The organism is Nostoc sp. (assembly GCF_036917775.1).
Lineage (GTDB): Bacteria > Cyanobacteriota > Cyanobacteriia > Cyanobacteriales > Nostocaceae > Nostoc.
In genome coordinates, this window is record NZ_JBALEQ010000149.1 from 13,670 (window position 1) to 32,148 (window position 18,479).

10 protein-coding genes and 2 pseudogenes are annotated in these 18,479 nt (G+C 41.4%); 4 read left to right on the forward strand and 8 right to left on the reverse strand.

The annotated features are described in order from the left end of the window. Nucleotides 1-96: 96 nt before the first annotated feature. Nucleotides 97-705, forward strand: a complete 609-nt coding sequence (locus tag V7K69_RS29505; RefSeq protein ID WP_335041153.1) for a cysteine hydrolase family protein — start codon at nucleotides 97-99, stop codon at nucleotides 703-705. Beyond that, nucleotides 705-2,102 carry a PAS domain-containing sensor histidine kinase gene (locus tag V7K69_RS29510; RefSeq protein ID WP_335041155.1) on the forward strand — a complete coding sequence of 466 codons (1,398 nt, stop codon included), beginning with the start codon at nucleotides 705-707 and terminating at the stop codon, nucleotides 2,100-2,102. Before V7K69_RS29505 ends, V7K69_RS29510 begins: the two co-directional genes overlap by 1 nt. Nucleotides 2,103-2,115: 13 nt before the next feature. Here the strand turns inward: V7K69_RS29510 and V7K69_RS29515 are convergent. After that, nucleotides 2,116-2,265, reverse strand: a pseudogene (locus V7K69_RS29515) (Uma2 family endonuclease); the annotation flags it as partial. Next, a complete protein-coding gene (locus V7K69_RS29520) occupies nucleotides 2,216-2,485 on the reverse strand; it encodes a hypothetical protein (RefSeq protein ID WP_335041309.1) in 270 nt (89 codons plus the stop codon). The pseudogene V7K69_RS29515 and the gene V7K69_RS29520, both read right to left, overlap by 50 nt. Nucleotides 2,486-2,586: 101 nt before the next feature. On the opposite strand from V7K69_RS29520, the pseudogene V7K69_RS29525 reads away from it, so the two are divergent. Then, nucleotides 2,587-8,445, forward strand: a pseudogene (locus tag V7K69_RS29525) (amino acid adenylation domain-containing protein); the annotation flags it as partial. A 309-nt stretch (nucleotides 8,446-8,754) separates the two neighbouring features. Here V7K69_RS29525 and V7K69_RS29530 read toward each other — a convergent pair. From V7K69_RS29530 to V7K69_RS29555, 6 genes are all read right to left on the reverse strand, one after another. Next, a complete protein-coding gene (locus V7K69_RS29530) occupies nucleotides 8,755-9,180 on the reverse strand; it encodes a hypothetical protein (RefSeq protein WP_335041159.1) in 426 nt (141 codons plus the stop codon). Nucleotides 9,181-9,325: 145 nt separating this feature from the next. Next, nucleotides 9,326-10,099 (reverse strand): AIM24 family protein, encoded by a 774-nt coding sequence (locus V7K69_RS29535; RefSeq protein ID WP_335041161.1) that lies wholly within the window; start codon nucleotides 10,097-10,099, stop codon nucleotides 9,326-9,328. A gap of 143 nt (nucleotides 10,100-10,242) precedes the next feature. Continuing rightward, nucleotides 10,243-10,740 carry a hypothetical protein gene (locus tag V7K69_RS29540; RefSeq protein WP_335041163.1) on the reverse strand — a complete coding sequence of 166 codons (498 nt, stop codon included), beginning with the start codon at nucleotides 10,738-10,740 and terminating at the stop codon, nucleotides 10,243-10,245. 52 nt (nucleotides 10,741-10,792) lie between these two features. Beyond that, nucleotides 10,793-11,215: a hypothetical protein gene (locus tag V7K69_RS29545; RefSeq protein WP_335041164.1), complete on the reverse strand. Its 423-nt coding sequence runs from the start codon at nucleotides 11,213-11,215 to the stop codon at nucleotides 10,793-10,795. 467 nt (nucleotides 11,216-11,682) lie between these two features. Then, a complete protein-coding gene (locus V7K69_RS29550) occupies nucleotides 11,683-11,958 on the reverse strand; it encodes an HU family DNA-binding protein (RefSeq protein ID WP_335041166.1) in 276 nt (91 codons plus the stop codon). A 326-nt stretch (nucleotides 11,959-12,284) separates the two neighbouring features. Next, entirely contained in the window at nucleotides 12,285-12,443 is a 159-nt protein-coding gene (locus tag V7K69_RS29555) for a hypothetical protein (RefSeq protein WP_335041168.1), read from the reverse strand. Between the two features lie 91 nt (nucleotides 12,444-12,534). Between V7K69_RS29555 and V7K69_RS29560 the strand changes: the two genes are divergently transcribed. After that, a complete protein-coding gene (locus V7K69_RS29560; RefSeq protein ID WP_335041170.1) occupies nucleotides 12,535-18,390 on the forward strand; it encodes a trifunctional serine/threonine-protein kinase/ATP-binding protein/sensor histidine kinase in 5,856 nt (1,951 codons plus the stop codon). Nucleotides 18,391-18,479: the final 89 nt, after the last annotated feature.

Consider the following 18,479-nt stretch of genomic DNA (forward strand, 5'->3'; position numbering starts at 1 on the left):
GACACCTCTATATGTTTTCCCTGTTAGTTATCGCTAGAAACACACTTCAAACGGGAATAATAAAGCGTCTGTACATACTAAATAGTTAGAAATACAATGCAACCCCAAAGTACTGCTGTGATCTTGATTGGTTATCAAAATGACTACTTTGCAGCCAATGGTATTCTACATAATGTCATTGAGGAATCCTCAAGGGCAACCAAAGTATTAGAAAACACCGTTGAGCTTGTAGGATGTTTGCTACAAATTCCAGTGTTAATAATTGCCACACCGATTTTTTTTACTCCAAACTACCAGGAATTGGTTGAACCTGTTGGTATTCTTAAAACTATCAAGGAAGTTGGGGCTTTTCAAGCTGGTACGAAGGGATCGCAGATGATTGATGAGTTGCTACCCTTTGGCAGCAAAATTCTCGAAGTTCCTGGAAAACGAGGATTTAATGCTTTCATGAATACTAATTTAGACATGATTCTTCATGAAAAAGAGATTACTCATGTAGTTCTAGCTGGTGCAGTCACTTCGGTTTGTATTGATTCTACAGGTCGTTCTGCCCATGAGAAAGGTTATCAGGTGGTTGTTTTGTCTGATTGCACTTCTGCTCGCACGGTGTTTGAGCAAGAATTCTACCACACTCATGTCTTCCCCTTATACGCCGATACAATTAACCATACCGAGCTACTTCAGCGTTTGACGAGTACAGTATAATGTCAGATTTTAGTAATGAATTGCATACACAGATTCAGTACAGTTTGATTGAGAAATTATCCCAATCCGAACGGCGTTACCGGGAATTGGTGAATAGTCTACGCGAAATTGTGTTTAAGTGCGATCGCTTGGGTAATCTCAATTTCCTCAACCGAGCCTGGACAAATACCCTTGGTTATCAGATAACAGATGCCATCGGTAGTTCTTTAGGCAATTTTATTGACTTGGATGATCAGTACTTGTGGTCAGAAACTCTAGAAAAATTACAAACCGGAGTAGAGGTTTGTCAAAAACTCCGCTTTAACCATCAAACTGGTGTAATTGTTTGGTTGGAACTGTCTGCTCAACCTCAAAGTGAAACAGAATTCTCTGGCTCACTGATCAATATTAGTGATGTCTACGACGAGCTTCGCTTACGCAAACACGCAGAAGGATTACTGAAGCAAACGAATGAGGAATTGGAAGCTAGGGTAGAACAACGAAATATTGAGCTAATTCAAGCTAATCACGACCTAAAAGTTACCCTTGAGAAACTCAAATATACTCAGGCTCAACTGGTGCAAACTGAAAAGATGTCGAGTTTGGGGCAATTAGTTGCAGGGATTGCTCACGAAATTAATAATCCAGTTAACTTTATTTACGCTAATCTCACTCATGCCTCTGAATATACACAAGTCTTATTAAAAATCTTGCAACTTTACCAGCAAACCTATCCAGCTCCCTCGCTACACATTCAAGAAGCAATAGTAACCTGGGATTTGGACTTTATTCAAAAAGATTTAGGTAAGGTGCTGGAGTCGATGCAAGTTGGCAGCGAACGGATTAGAGAAATTGTGCTGTTACTGCGAAATTTTTCTCGGTTGGATGAAGCAGAAATCAAAATTGTTGATATTCACGCAGGTATCGATGACACAATCACGTTTCTGCGTCACCGCCTTCAAAATGAGTCGGGAGATAGGCTAATTCAAATAATTAAAAACTATGGATTAATTCCTCCGATCAAGTGCTACCCCGCGCAACTAAATCAAGTATTTATGAATATTTTAAACAATGCAATCTATGCTTTATATGAGGAAATTACTAATCTCTCAATTAGTCAAAATTCTCCATCTCAACCCTTCGTTCCTACTATTTGGATCGATACTGAGATTGTTGATGAAATTTGGCTTAATATTTGCATTAAAAACAATGCACGGGGTATTCCTGAATCGATAATTTCCAAAATATTTGATCCGTTCTTTACAACAAAACCTGTTGGTAAAGGAACTGGACTTGGCTTATTTATTAGTTATCAGATTGTAGTAGAAATGCACAAAGGTAACTTAATATGTAACTCAAAAACAAGCCAAGAAACAGAATTTTGTATCCAAATTCCGGTTCTTGGCAACTTTTGGTGATCTTGGTTGGGGTCAAGATAAAGCCAGCGCTCGAATCTGTAACTCTGCCTAGCTTGCGAGGCATGACCCAAATATTAAGAAACGTTAACAGGCGAGAACCAATTTCGTCTGATTCATAATCGCATAGCCCCATAACGATGATGTTTCCCTCTACTAGCTCCATCTGCCAATCGTGATTCTGTGACTGTAATTGTTCTAAGTCTTTGATTGTCAGAGACATAAGGTATAACTCGCAAGATTTGCGCGATCTCTTTCTCTGATAGGCGATCGCTTTGGGGCTGCGAAGATTCAGTTTGGTGATTTTGCGTTAGAAAAGCTCCTGTTGAGGGAAAACTTAAAGCAAGACTCAGTGTTAAAGACAGTGGGTGTAATTCGTCAGCCAAACCCTACAAATTACAGAACAGGAGTGGCAATGTGTGCATAGGTTGAGAGGAAAGATTGATATTTTAATGAAGATTATTCAGCTATAAGGATTATGGATTTACGTAATATTTCCGATTTACCTTTGTTAACAGCAGCCGAACAGCATCAATTGTTAATCGAATGGAACAACAGCCAAACTGACTATCCCAATAACACCTGCATCCATCAGTTATTTGAATCGCTTGCTGAAAAGACTCCAGATGCTATTGCTGTGATCTTTGAAAACCAGCAACTAACTTACCAGCAACTCAATCACCGTGCTAATCAGCTAGGGCATTACCTGAGATCACTGGGAGTCAAACCAGAGGTTATGGTAGGGATTTGTGTTGAGCGATCGCTAGAGATGATCGTAGCAATATTAGCGATTCTCAAAGCGGGTGGAGCTTATGTACCTCTAGATACAAGCTATCCAGAGCAGCGTTTATCCTTAATGCTGACAGACTCTCAAGTAACAGTGCTATTAACCCAACAACATTTGTTACAGCAGCTTCCCGAACATCAAGCTAGTATTGTCTGTCTGGATAGAGACTGGGAAGATATTGCTACTCAAGCCCAAGATAACCTGGATATTAATATTCATCCTGACAATTTAGCTTATGTCATCTACACCTCCGGTTCTACTGGCAAACCAAAAGGTGTAGCGATGCCGCACCGTCCCTTAGTCAACTTAATTGCTTGGCAATCGCTTTCTTCCACAGTGGAAGAAGGCAGCAAAACACTGCAATATACACCGATTAGCTTTGATGTTTCCTTCCAAGAAATCTTTGCCACCTTGACTACAGGCGGGACATTAGTATTAATTTCGGAATCACTGCGTCGTGAACCCATACACCTGCTGCAATTTCTGAACCAGGCAGGGATTGAGCGCTTGTTCCTACCCTATGTCGCTTTGCAACAATTAGCCGAAATGGCCAGGATAGAAGGCATAGTCCCCTGTAGTTTGCACGAAGTGATTACGGCTGGGGAACAGTTACGCATTACAGAGGCGATCGCACATTTATTTCGCCAATTGCCTAACTGCACTCTGCACAACCACTATGGGCCATCAGAAACTCATGTCGTGACTGCCTTTACCCTCGCCAATTCACCTACAGATTGGTCAGTTTTACCACCAATTGGACGACCGATTGCCAACAGTCAAATTTATCTATTGGACTCTCAGTTACAGCTTGTTCCGATAGGTATGCCTGGCGAAATCTACATTGGTGGTATTGGTATAGCACGCGGCTATCTCAATCGCTTGGATCTTACAGATGCTCGGTTCATTCCCAATCCCTTTGGTCGCAGCAGTCCAGCAGAGGAGGAGGGGAGCAGAGGAGCAGAAATTCTTCCCAATCTCCAAAGTCCCCGACTTTATAAAACGGGAGATTTGGCTCGTTATCTACCAGATGGCAATATAGAATACTTAGGACGCATCGACAATCAAGTAAAAATTCGTGGTTTCCGCATTGAATTGGGAGAAATTGAAGCCGCATTGGCACAACACCCAAATATACGAGAAACTGTCGTCACAACTAGAGTTGATCATTCAGAAAACCAACGACTAGTCGCCTACATAATTCCTTACCCAGAACAGACACCAAGCACACACGAACTGCGCTACTTCCTTAAACAGAAACTGCCAGAATATATGCTGCCTAGTGCTTTCGTTTTACTAGACACCCTACCCCTAACCCCCAGCGGCAAAATCGACCGTCGCGCTTTACCAGCACCAGATAAATCTGCTCTTAGTTTGTCAACTAACTTTGTTCCGCCTCAGAATCCTACAGAAGAGGTCTTAGCTAGCATCTGGACAACAGTTTTGCATCTAGAGCAAGTAGGTATACACGACAACTTTTTTGAATTGGGAGGTGATTCATTGCTCTCCACTCAAGTAATTTCTCGGATTCGCCAAACCTTGCAGATAGAAATCCCGTTCCAACTTTTGTTTGAGAATCAAACGATCGCAACTTTAGCTGAAGCAATGCTTACGGCAACCCATTCGCGTAGCGTCGACCACAGCAGAAGCGGGAACGCACAAAACCAGACTATTGTCCAAATCGTCAACCGGGAGTCAGCGCCCTTATCCTTTGCCCAGAGGGGAGTATGGTTTTTAGAACAGTTGGAACCTAACAACTCAACATATATCGTCTCGAATGCACATCGGTTAACGGGCAAGTTAAATTTGGGTGTATTACAACAGTCACTAGATGCGATCGTTGTCCATCACGAGGCATTACGAACAAACTTCATCTCATCAGTTGATGGTGTTCCGCTACAAGTAATTGGCACGCCTCGGTCAGTAGAACTTAAGGAAATTAAGGTAACACAAGATCAAGTACAATTTTTTCTAAATCAAGAGGTACAACACCCCTTCAATTTAGAAACTGACTTGATGTTACGAGCTACTTTGCTCCAAATAGACGAACAGGAGCATATACTCTTGTTGGTTATGCACCATATCGCCTCAGATGGCTGGTCAATAGGCATTCTCTGGCAGCAGTTAGCAGCCGTTTATGAAGCCTTTTTGAGCGGTAAGCCTTCCCCCCTAACAACATTGCCTATTCAGTATGCCGATTTTGCTGTCTGGCAACACCAATGGCTATCAGGTGAAATACTCTCGGGCCAAATCAACTACTGGAAAACCCAGTTAGCAGGTGCTAATACTTTATTAGAATTACCAACAGATCGACCTCGGCCACCAGTCCAAACTCACCAGGGAGTAGTGCAATCCCTGATGTTACCCCAGACCCTGAGTGCATCCCTAAAAGAACTCTCACATCAAGAGGGTGTCACTCTATTCATGACATTGCTGGCGGCTTTTGGGACAATACTCCACCGCTATACTGGGCAAGAAGACATTCTCATTGGTTCTCCTATTGCTGGTCGCAACCAAGTTGAAACCGAAGGGTTGATTGGGTTCTTTGTCAATACCCTAGCAATACGCGCTAACCTTTCAGGCAACCCAAGTTTTCGGCAGTTACTTAGTCAAGTTCGAGAAGTAACACTAGGAGCATACTCTCACCAAGAACTACCCTTTGAGAAGCTAGTAGAAGAACTACACCCAGAACGAAATCTGAGCCACTCACCGCTATTTCAGGTAATGTTTGCCTTCCAAAATACCCCAAGCCAACTCTGTGACTTTCCGGGATTGACTATTACCCCTGTAGAAGTCCATAGTGGCGGAGCAAAGTTCGATCTGACTCTTGAACTGAAAGACACTTCCGAGGGGATTAAAGGCGGGATTGAATACAACACAGACTTATTCGATGCGACAACTATCGCTCGAATGCTAGGGCATTTCCAAACTTTACTTGCAGGGATTGTCGCCAATCCAGAACAGCATATTTCTGATTTACCTCTGTTAACAGCAGCCGAACAACATCAATTGTTAGTCGAGTGGAACAACAGTCAAACTGACTATCCCAATAACACCTGCATCCATCAGTTATTTGAATCCCTTGCCGAAAAGACTCCAGATGCTATTGCTGTGATCTTTGAAAACCAGCAACTAACTTACCAGCAACTCAATCACCGTGCTAATCAGCTAGGGCATTACCTGAGAACACTGGGAGTCAAACCAGAGGTTCTGGTAGGGATTTGTGTTGAGCGATCGCTAAATCTAATCGTTGGACTTCTAGGCATTCTCAAGGCAGGTGGAGCTTACGTTCCCCTAGATCCAAGCTATCCAGCAGAACGCCTTGCCTTCATCTTAGAGGACACGCAAGTATCAGTCCTATTAACTCAAAAGTCTTTAGTTGAGAAACTGCCTGGAAACAAATCCCATATTGTTTGCCTAGATACTGACTGGAAAACCCTTAACTGTCAGAGCGAGTCAAACCCTACACTTGACACCACACCGGAGAACTTAGCTTACGTCATGTACACTTCGGGGTCGACTGGAAAGCCCAAAGGGGTTTGTACCATTCATCGGGGAGTCGTGCGGCTAGTTAAAGGCATTGACTACGCTAAGTTAGACTCAGAAGAAACCTTTCTGCAACTAGCTCCAATTTCCTTTGATGCTTCGACTTTTGAAATTTGGGGCAGCTTGCTAAACGGGGGGCGGCTGGTGATTTTCCCCGCCTACACGCCTTCTTTGCAACAGTTAGGGCAAGCCATCCAGCATTACCAAGTCACAACCTTGTGGCTCACTGCCGGACTCTTTCACCTTGTAGTAGACAAGGGGCTAGAGTATTTAAAGCCCTTACGTCAATTGCTAGCTGGTGGCGATATTTTATCTGTCTCTCACGTTCAGAGGTTTAGTCAAGTATTAGGAGAGTGTCAGCTCATCAACGGCTACGGCCCGACTGAAAATACAACCTTTACCTGCTGCTACCAAATACCACAGACAGCAAAGTTAAGCAACTCTGTCCCCATCGGGCGACCTATTGCTAACACTCAAGTTTATATTCTCGACTCACAGCTACAGGCTGTTCCCATTGGCGTACCTGGTGAGTTGTACATTAGCGGCGACGGCTTGGCTAGAGGTTATCTTAACCGTCCCGAAATTACAGACGAAAAATTCATTCCCAATCCCTTTAATAACTCCAAAGGCGATCGCCTTTACAAAACTGGAGACTTAGCCCGTTACCTAAGCGATGGTAATATTGAATTCCTTGGTCGTCTCGACAATCAAGTTAAAATTCGTGGTTTCCGCATCGAACTTGGAGAAATTGAAGACGCGATCGCACAATATTCCGGTGTACAGCAGACTATTGTCGTAGTAAAAGAAGATGGCCCAAATGACAAACGTCTTGTCGCTTACATTGTTCCCCATTTAGAACAGACACCAACTAAGGACGAACTGCGCTGCTTTCTCAAAGAGAAACTGCCAGACTACATGGTGCCTAGTGCTTACGTTTTTCTAGACACCCTACCCCTAACTCCCAACGGCAAAATCGACCGTCGCGCTTTACCAGTACCAGACTCAACAAGGCTTGATTCAGAAAATACATATTTGGCTCCCCGTGATCAATTAGAATTCCAACTGATCAAAATTTGGGAAAAAGTTCTGGGAATTCAGCCTATCGGTGTCAGGGACAATTTCTTCTCGCTTGGGGGACACTCACTGCTAGCTGTACGCTTGTTTACCCAAATCGAGAAAGCCTTCCAAAAAAATCTGCCCTTAACTACTCTCTTTGAGTCCCCAACGGTTGAGCAGCTAGCTAATATTCTGCGTTCCCAACAAGCACTATCCCTTTGGTACTCTCTGGTGCCAATTCAACCAGGTGGCTCCCGCCCCCCCCTGTTTGGCATCCACAATATTTACTTCAAAAATTTGAGTCGCTATTTAGGACTATCCCAGCCTATTTATGCCCTGCGCTATGGAATGGGAGAACTGACGGCTCGGACACTTTCCTTACCTAAGATAGAAGACTTAGCAGCTCACTACATTCTAGAAATGCGATCGCTTCAGCCGGAGGGCCCTTACTTTTTGATGGGTCTGTCCTTCGGTGGTGTAGTTGCTTATGAGATGGCTCAACAGCTCGTCGCTCAAGGTCAGCAGATAGGGTTATTGGCTTTGTTTGATACTTACATCGAAAATACTACCAAATCATTGCCACTATACAAGAGCCTTTATAATCTATTACAGCTGAGTCCCCGCAAATTTCTCAGACAAGCCAAGGATGAGGTGAAAAGGAGGTTTCATCGCTTAAGATATGGAATTCAGTATCTACCACACATCCATACCGATGAACCATCCATCTTAGTTTTGAAGGCTTACACCCCCAAAACTTATTCAGGCCGAGTGCTTCTATTTAAAGCAATGGATGAATTTTCTTTAATCCCTAGTTTTGATCCTCCTGAATTAGGTTGGAGCAAATTTGTCGATGGAATGGAAATTCATGAAGTTCATGGCAGTCATATTGGCATCTTAAAAGAACCCCACGTCCAGGTAGTGGCTGAAAAATTGAAACCTTACTTACACAATGAACCTTGAGGAAAAAATATACAACCTGTACGGTTACAAAAACTCCAAGTTGCAGAAAATTTGGAACAATGCGTAAGTCCTATATTTGATAAGGAATTCAAATAAGAAGGTATTTCATCCCACTTATAGTTCGTATAACGCTTTCACAGTAAGCTTTTTATCTTTTGTGGACAAGTCTAATAGTTAACAGTTATTCCCCCCATCCCCCAAAGAACTTTCTTCTTTGAAAAAGGGCGGTATATTCTGATGCTTGGCTTGAGCTATGGGCTGGGGGGTGAGAGCGATCGTTCCAACAAAGTTAGTTCAGGGGGCGATCGCCTAATTGAGCCAAAATCCACCTATTTTCCCATCTTTGAGGCTAAGTCTAGCTAAGACATCATCACCGCCATCAAAAAATGTCAGTTTCCATAAATAAACTTGATACCCTTGCTGGTTCAGATTTCCCAAGAAAACTGCCGAATACCCTTTTTTAATGCGAGGAGCTAACTGTCCACTAACTTGTGTAAATGTTTGCTTTGTAATGCCTTCTTTGAAAGCAGCATTTCCAAGAGAAATAAACTGAGTGTAGTTGTTTTGTTCAACAGCATTTATCACCCTTGTAAAAGTTCTTTGCACAGACTGTTCTGGTTGATTACTGTGAGTTGGTTTTGCTTGCTCGTTTACAGCTTGCACGTTTTTTGCTACAGCTAAAGTCAAAGGTGACATGGTAACAACTGCTGCAACTACAAATCCTATCTTATCCATTTATTTTGTTTACCTCCTTGAAAACTTCTGCTAGTTAAATATATTCGTAAAAGCAGGGTATTAAACTGAATATTATGCCAAAAATTCACCAGTGCGTAGGTGTAGCCTGCCATAGGCATCGCTGTTTACTTTACTCACACAATCCTCAACTTAAATTACTGCTGCCACCGATTTGAGTAGCGCCCTCTGGTGCTGGTGGGTGGTAAGTCATAGACTGTAACCCCAAACGACCAGGGCCAATAAAACGGTTGAGAGTGAATGAAATACCGCCAAGCATTACTCCAATGGCTCCGAAGATGCCGCCACTAGATTGCAGCGCCGTTACTGTCTCCATCTTCACTGATGAGTCTTTCCACAACCATGATCCTGGCTCAACATCGAGTACTTCCCCAGGGGCAAGGTACTTTTCAAAGACATTACCGTAACCGTGGATTAAAAGCAGCCCTCCCTGTTGTTGACCAATGAAGCGGTCAATAAATAAACCACCACTACGACTGAAAAAGAGGTTTGCCAGCCCTCGCTGAAAAAAGAAACTGTACTCAATATTACTCGTAGCTAATAAAAACTGATGTTCGCGCACGTCCACTGTCTGTCCACGCTCTAATTGCAGCACCACAATCTGTCCTGGAGCCTCACGAGAGAAAGCAATATTCCCTGGCCCATGTGCTTCACTGATAAAAATTTGCAGTCCGGCAAAGAAACGCTTGGCTGCCCCTTTTAAACCTTTGATACCGAGGCGAACATTCGGATGTTTCCACAGTAAAATATGATGCTCAAAGTAAATCGATTGCTGTTGTCCCAGATGGACATCTACTACAGGTACTATTTCTCCCTCAATTTTCAAGGTCAAGTCACCAGAATGAAAGAAATCTTTCGGATTTTTTAATTCAGGTATCGGTTCACTACTGAAGTCTGGCATAGTCTTTACTTTTCGATGGTTGTTTTGTAAATCATTTTCTCTCAAACTCTAGTTGTTTTACGCAGATATGAGTTTGACCTCGACTACACAGCACGGGTGCATTAGGATTGTCAAAATTCAGAGTGTGGCTTGCGTTCGTCTACTCACTGCGTTTGATTAAACAGGGCGGATTCTACCAAAGAAGCACCTAACGAGTAACAACTGCTACGAACATCCTCTGGTACTGACAATACAGCTACATTGTGGGGGGAGGTAAATCCCTCTTTGAAATCAATGCAACTTTTGACAATTGTCCATGAATCTGCAATAGCTGTGGGTAACTGTTTATCAAATCCATGATTTGTATAATTTTGATATTGCTCTTGTAGTTTCTTCAAAGATGCTAAAAACCGCGCCTTTTGTTTGGCGTGTGACTGGCGAATCTCACAAATATTACGAGCTGCGTCCAATGTTTCTTTATCGTTCCAAGCTGTGACTTCTTTCACATCTGCAATACATTCATTCAGCTTGAATCGTGTGGGGTGTGAGTCGCCATCTAAATTGGGGTTTGCTGCCCAAGTCTGGATTGTACCTGAAACAAGTATGGCAATTAGTACAGCCAAAAATCCCCAAATCACATTCTTGCAGACAATTTTAATCATAATTTCGCTTTTGAGAAGTAATTTTATTTATGATTAAGTTCCTAAAAGGGTATCAAGAGAAATGATACAAAACATTTCCCTCTTCATTTACTTCAAAATCAGCATTAAGATCCTTGGCTTTCTCATCTAAATATTGTTTAGCTAACTGGGTTGATATTTCCGCATTTTTCGCCAGTTGCAATACCGTTATTCTGCCAGCATTTTGCTCAATTAATTCTAAGAACACTAACTGAAGACGCTTTTGTTCTGATTCCAGAAGTAATGCTTTTTCCTTTCGATTCTGCTGTACTAAAGACCAACTCAACCAGCCTCCTAGAATGGTTGACGGAATAGTAAGAATAGTTAAAGCAGCTACATCATTTTCTTTTTCTTGAGCGGGAGTTTTGGGATTGAGAATTTCTATAATCATCACAGCAGAAAATGGAATACCAAATAATAGAAAACATATTGCTAAAAATTTTTTAACTAGTTTCATACAACCTTTTTCAGCTCCTCACAAATAATGTAAAAATAATACCTTTATTATATAATGTATAATCCATTACTTTTAATACTGGTATTTCGCTGATGTTTCCTCTCTTATGGACACTACCTGAATACTTGTAAATGCTGATGAGTGGCGATCGCCACTCATCAGCAGGCAGGTACGCCATCGTATAAACTAACTTCGCACCCACAAAGTAAAATCCCCACACTTGAGGCAAAGACTACTGACTTACTCTAAGCAGCTATTAATACAAGGTCGATTAGGATACTTTCGGTTGCTGCCACAGAGTCAGCTTCAGAACAGAGCAGTAGCAAGCCTCATCATTGATTCGGTGTTCGTATTCAGCTATCCAATCATAAATTTCTGCGCCAACGCTTGCCGTAGGATGCCCGAAGGGCTGTAGGGCAAAAGCTATAGCTTTGCAGTCATTGGATTGCTAGGGTAAAGCAATTCATCTATGGCGCTACTTTTTCTTTAAACTGTTTCCCAGCAGAAAACGCAGGAACTTTGGTCGCTGGGATAGTCATTGGTTCATTGGTTTTTGGATTACGCCCTTCGCGCTCTGAGCGATCGCGTCGCTCGAATGAGCCAAACCCTATGAGCGTTACCTTATCGCCATTAGCTACAGCTTCGGTAATAACTGACAAAAAAGCACTGATGACTTCATCGGCTTGCTTTTTTGTGATGTTGGTCTTTGCTGCGACAGCATCTACTAATTCGCCTTTATTCATAAATCACCCTGAAGTCTTATTTTGAAAAGGAAATTTACTTTACCATTACTTTCTCTTGTCACGAAAGGGGGAAAAGGACTAACAATTAAACAACATACGAAAATTTACAATGTAAGCCTACTGCTGTAGCGAAGTTACTATCTTTGACTTCAACTTGGTATAAATTTCTGACATTGCGAATTGGGAAAAGCAGCAAATTGTTATGAGGGTCTGTTTTGCGTCTTTGCTCTCGGTGCAAACAAACGCCCACTGTCGTCGAGCGCATGAATTACTGATAGGGAGAATCATACTCCTTTTTCACTCCCCACTTCCCTGAATAATTTGAGTTACAGCAGTTTTCCATCAAACCCGCCACAAAAATAAATCCTAAAACAAAGCCCAGTATTGCTTTTAGTTGTGGCACGTTTGATTGTAATTCGCTGTAATTCATTGCGGCTATGACTTGCTTCTGACCAAAAAGCATTGGTTTTTTCTAAAACAACCATCAATTCCTCTCGATAGCGTTATACAACATAAAGTTGATGGGAATACTAATGTCAGCAAGGAAAACAAAACTCTGTCATAAGGTATGTATAGATGGCGACTATGAACTCTATCCCCATCATTCCAGGATATCAAATTAACTCTCAACTGTATGCTGGCTCTAGAACCAACGTGTATCGAGCTATCCGCCAATCAGACCAACTTCCAGTCGTTATTAAACTTTTAGCCTTAGAGTATCCCAGTTTTAACGAATTACTACAATTTCGTCATCAGTATACAATCAGTAAAAATCTCAACATTGCTGGAATTATTCATCCCTTATCGCTAGAAACCTATGGCAATAGCTATATTTTGGTGATGGCAGATATCGGAGAAATTTCTTTGAGAGAATATATTAAAAACTCAAGTTTATCCTTAGTAGAAATTTTAAATATTGCTATTCAACTAGTCCGCATTATCCACGATTTACACGAAAGTCGCATTATTCATAAAGATATTAAACCAGCAAATATTCTAATTCATCCCCAAACAAAACAAATTCAACTGATTGATTTTAGTATTGCTTCATTACTACCTAAAGAAACCCAAAAAATTAAAAGTCCAAATATTTTAGAAGGAACTCTCAGCTATATCTCCCCAGAACAAACAGGCAGAATGAACCGTGGCATCGACTACCGCAGCGATTATTATTCTCTGGGTGTAACATTGTATGAAATATTCACAGGAAAGTTACCATTTAATTGTGACGACCCGATGGAATTGGTGCATTGTCATCTGGCAAAAATACCATCGCAGTTAGAAGGCAGAAGTAAAGAAATACCAAAAGTCTTATGTAATATTGTCATGAAGTTAATGGCGAAAAACGCCGAAGATAGATATCAAAGTGCCTTGGGATTAAAGCATGATTTAGAACTTTGTTTAGCCCAAATCCAAGATACAGGAGAAATTAGAGATTTTGAAATCGGTCAGTGGGATGTCTGCGATCGCTTCCTCATCCCGGAAAAGTTATATGGCAGAGAAGCAGAAGTAGCTAGCTTATTACAAGCATTTGAGCGTGTGACTCACGGCACATCAGAAATCATGCTAGTAGCAGGATTTTCGGGGATTGGGAAAACTGCTGTCGTGAATGAAGTCCACAAACCAATTACCCGTCAGCAGGGTTATTTCATCAAAGGTAAGTTTGACCAATTCAATCGTAATATTCCCTTATCCGCCTTTGTGCAAGCTTTACGCGACTTAATGGCGCAATTGTTGTCAGAATCAGACGCACAATTGGTACAATGGCGCAATCAAATTCTTCAAGTTATTGGAGACAATGGGGAAGTTTTAATTGAAGTAATTCCAGAATTAGAACAGGTAATTGGTAAACAACTGCCTGCACCAGAACTATCAGGAACGGCGATACAAAATCGGTTTAATTTACTCTTTCAAAAGTTTATTGCTGTCTTCACCACAAGGGAACATCCATTGGTGATGTTTCTGGATGATTTACAGTGGGCAGATTTGGCTTCTCTACAGTTAATTAAACTGCTGACGGAGAATCAAAAATATCTGCTTTTGTTAGGTGCTTATCGAGATAATGAAGTCTCAGCCGTACATCCATTTATGTTGAAGATAGAGGAACTCAAGAAAACTGGTAAGACTATTAATACTATTACTCTTGCCCCCCTTTCCTTGAGTGATACCAATCAGTTAGTTTCTGATACTTTACATTGTACGATACAGATATCACGTCCCCTAACAGAATTAATCAATCGTAAAACTAAAGGTAATCCCTTTTTTATCACGCAGTTTCTCAAAGCTTTATACGAAGATAAACAAATTAAATTTAATCACGAGCAAGGTTACTGGGAATGCGATTTTGCTCAAGTCAATGCGCTATCTGTGACTGATGATGTGGTGGAATTTATGGCTACTCAGTTACAGAAATTGCCCCAGCAAACGCAAAATATCCTGAAGTTAGCTGCTTGTATTGGTAATTCTTTTGATTTAACTACTTTGGCAATTGTTTCACAACAATCGCCACAGAAAGTGGCAGATACTTTGTGGAAGGCTTTACAGGAAGGATTGATTTTACCGCAAAGTCAAGTTTATAAGTTTTATCTCAGCCATGAGCAAGAAGCTAATACTAACAATATCGAAAAAGTTGCTTATCGCTTTCTGCACGATCGCGTCCAACAAGCTGCTTATTGTTTAATTCCCGAAGACCAAAAACAAGCTACTCATTTGGCGATCGGTCAATTATTGTACGCTAATACGCCTGCAACTCAACTAGACAACATCTTTGAAATTGTCAATCACTTGAATATAGGCATTGATTTGATAACTCAGCTTGACAAAAAACTGGAGTTAGCACAACTGAATTTGTTAGCTGGGCGCAAAGCCAAAGTAGCGATCGCTTATAATGCTGCTGTCAAATATTGTACCCAAGGTATTGACTTACTGCCTTTTAATGCCTGGGCAGAACATTACAGATTAACCCTGAATCTGCATAATGAGCGTTTAGAAGCTGCCTGCCTCAGTAGAGACTTTGACAAGCTGGCAGGATGGGGTGATGTTGTATTGCAATCTGCTGGTTCTTTACTTGATACTATTAAAGTCTATGAAACCCGAATGACGGCATTTCGGTCTCAAGGTCAATTTGCCAAAGTGATTGAGACTGGGTTGCAAGTGTTGAAATTACTCGGTGTGGAATTTCCCGAACAGCCAATGATGGCAGATATTAACGCAGCAGTCCAACAGACAAGGCAACTATGGATGGGACGCGCACCCCTAAGTTTGCTGGATTTGCCTGTGATGAACGATCCGCATCAACTTGCAGCCATGCAAATAATGACTACACTGGTTTCCTCTGCATACATTGCTAAACCGACACTGTTACCACTACTCACATCCAAGCAAGTGGAGATGGCTATCCAGTTTGGCAATTCATCTATTGCCATTTTTTCCTATGCAGACTATGGAGTGACTCTTTGTGGTTTTATTGGAGACATTGATGCTGGGTATGAGTTTGGACAACTTTCATTAAAGTTACTAGAACAACAGCAGATTAACGCTTTTAAAAGCAGAGCTTACTTTATTGTCAACAGCTTTATTCGGCACTGGAAGGAACCTTTACATCATAGTATCCCATCTTTACTAGAAGCTTATCAAAGCGGCTTAGAAACCGGAGATTGGGTATGCGTCGCGTTGAACTTAGTGTCATATAGTCAGTGTAGCTATTGGAGTGGTCGAGAATTAAATGATTTGGCAGAGGAAATTGAGACTCATTGGCAAGTCATCAGCCAGGTCAAACAAGAAGCAACTATAAAATATTATGAATGCTACCAGCAAGCGATTCTCAATTTATTAGGACAAGCGGAAGTTCCCTATTGTTTACAGGGCAAAGTCTTTAATGCCGCCCAAATCTTACCCACCTTCCAAGCTGCCAGTAATCGCACGGGGTTATTCTATCTTCATTTCCATCAAGCTGTTCTCTCTTATTTGTTCGGAGAATACGAAGTAGCTTCACAACAAGTAGCCTTAGCAGAACAGTATAGTAATGCTGTAACTGGCTATTTCGTCGCAGTTGTCCGAGTTTTTTATGATGCTTTAATTCATCTAGCACGTTACACCGATGTTAATGCCCAAGAACAATCAGCCATTTTAGAGCGAATCAATGCCCATCAAGAAAAACTACAAATTTGGGCTATTCATGCCCCATTCAATCATCAACATCGCTGTTCACTTGTAGCAGCAGAACGCTATCGAGTGCTTGGTCAATTTACTGAGGCGATGGAACATTATGATTTAGCTATTGCCCAAGCCAAAACACATGGTTATGTACAAGATGAAGCACTCAGCAATGAACTGGCTGCTAAATTTTATCTAAGTTGGGGCAAACAGAAGGTGGCAGCAGCCTATATGCAGGAGGCATACTACTGTTACGCTCGTTGGGGCGCAAAAGCCAAAACCGAAGATTTGGAAAACCGCTATCCCGATTTACTAGGCGTTATTCTCCAGCAGAGAGTGCAATCACTGCATATCCTGGAAACAATATCGAGCAGCGTTAGTCGCCCGATGTCGGTTCATAATTCCACTCATTTGGGTCGTTCTTCTAGCACTGATATTAGTAGCTTTGATTTTGCTGCTATCCTCAAAGCCTCCCAAGCCATTTCCGGCACGATTCAACTGGATGAACTATTGCACAGATTAGCACAGATTATTCTGCAACATTCTGGGGGCGAGCGTTGTGCCTTAATCCTACCTAATACTCAAGGAAAATGGTTGGTAAGAGCCATTGCTACACCCGAAAGCACAGAACTTTGTGCCGAACCTTTAGAGGACAACCCCAACTTACCAATTAAGTTGATACAGTACGTCAAAAACACCGAAGAAATTGTGATGATTGACGACCTCAAAACCAATTTACCTGTAATTGATGAGTATTTAAGTCAACGACAACCAAAAAGTTTGTTGTGCTTGCCAATTCTCAATCAAGGACGCTCAATTGGAATTTTGTATTTAAAGAATCGTTCTACTAGTAGTGTGTTTACAAGCGATCGCATCCTCATTCTCAACTTTCTTTGTACCCAAGCGGCCATTTCTCTAGAAAATGCCCGTCTTTATCAAGATGCACAAATTTATACTCAACAGTTAGAACAATCTCTAGAAAAATTACGGCTCAGTGAAGCCCGCTTTCAGAAACTAGCAGATAATGTTCCTGGCATGATTTATCAGATCCGCATTAAAGCCGATGGTTCAGCTTCAGTACCCTACGTCAGTTCTGGGTGTCAAACTCTTTACGAAGTCCCAGCAGAAGATTTCCTCTCAGGGAAATGTAGCCTGCGTGATTTTGAACATCCCGACGATGGAGCAGAGGCCTTTCAGGCAGTTATTGAGTCAGCACAAAATCTTACCCCATTTCAGCATGAGTGGCGCATTGTTACACCCAATGGGAATATCAAGTGGGTAAAAGCTGCTTCTCAGCCAGAACGCAAAGAGGATGGTGAAATGGTATGGGATGGAATTCTAATTGATATTAGCGATCGCAAATTTGCTGAAGCTGCTATTAAGCAAAAATCTCAAGAACTGGAAAATGCTATGCAAGAACTGCAACAAGCCCAACTGCAAATGATACAACATGAAAAAATGTCTGCACTAGGTAACTTAGTTGCTGGAGTAGCTCACGAAATGAACAATCCCCTCGGCTTTATTTCGACTAGCCTTCAACAGGCTAAACCTATCTTGGCTGATATCACTGAACACCTAAAATTATATCAAAAAGCTCTACCGAATCCAGAAGTGGAAATTCTCGATCATGCTGAAGAAATTGACTTAGACTATAGCTTAGAAGACATGCCAAACATGGTTGAAGCGATGGTTCTGGCTTCTGAGCGATTAAAAAATATCAGCACCAGCTTAAGAACTTTCTCCCGGGGCGATAAAGATTATAAAGTGCCATTTAACATCAATGAAGGCATTGATAGTACAATTTTAATTCTCAAACATCGCCTGAAAGCGAATGAGCAACGTCCAGAAATTATAGTTATAACTGAATACGAAAACTTACAGCCAATCGAGTGTTTTCCTGGACAATTAAATCAGGTATTTATGAATATCTTAGCTAATGCTATTGATGCTTTAGATGAGTCAAGTATAGGTCAGACCTTTGAGCATTTTAAGCTAAATCCACATAAAATTATAGTGAGAGCTATTATTGAAAACAATACCTTAAAAATATCAATTTCTGATAATGGTACAGGAATAAACGAAAATGTAAAAGCACGCATATTTGACCATTTATTTACTACGAAAGGAGTGGGAAAAGGCACAGGATTAGGACTAGCGATCGCACAGCAAATTGTGGAAGAAATACATGGGGGTAGAATTGAAGTTAATTCTGTTTTAGGAAAAGGAACAGAATTTATAATTTATATTCCCATTAATGAAAGGCTATTGATAGAGTAAATAGATCACACTTTGCTGTAGATGGCTTAGTAATCGCTCTGATAGAGATGACTGAAAATTATAGCGTGAACATTTACTCTTGTTGGCGT

Bases quoted from the DNA above. Each gene is read 5' to 3' on its own strand.
- V7K69_RS29505 (WP_335041153.1), top strand. From the start codon at position 97: ATGCAACCCCAAAGTACTGCTGTGATCTTGATTGGTTATCAAAATGAC.
- V7K69_RS29510 (WP_335041155.1), top strand. From the start codon at position 705: ATGTCAGATTTTAGTAATGAATTGCATACACAGATTCAGTACAGTTTG.
- V7K69_RS29530 (WP_335041159.1), bottom strand. From the start codon at position 9,180: ATGGATAAGATAGGATTTGTAGTTGCAGCAGTTGTTACCATGTCACCT.
- V7K69_RS29535 (WP_335041161.1), bottom strand. From the start codon at position 10,099: ATGCCAGACTTCAGTAGTGAACCGATACCTGAATTAAAAAATCCGAAA.
- V7K69_RS29540 (WP_335041163.1), bottom strand. From the start codon at position 10,740: ATGATTAAAATTGTCTGCAAGAATGTGATTTGGGGATTTTTGGCTGTA.
- V7K69_RS29545 (WP_335041164.1), bottom strand. From the start codon at position 11,215: ATGAAACTAGTTAAAAAATTTTTAGCAATATGTTTTCTATTATTTGGT.
- V7K69_RS29550 (WP_335041166.1), bottom strand. From the start codon at position 11,958: ATGAATAAAGGCGAATTAGTAGATGCTGTCGCAGCAAAGACCAACATC.
- V7K69_RS29555 (WP_335041168.1), bottom strand. From the start codon at position 12,443: ATGGTTGTTTTAGAAAAAACCAATGCTTTTTGGTCAGAAGCAAGTCAT.
- V7K69_RS29560 (WP_335041170.1), top strand. From the start codon at position 12,535: ATGGCGACTATGAACTCTATCCCCATCATTCCAGGATATCAAATTAAC.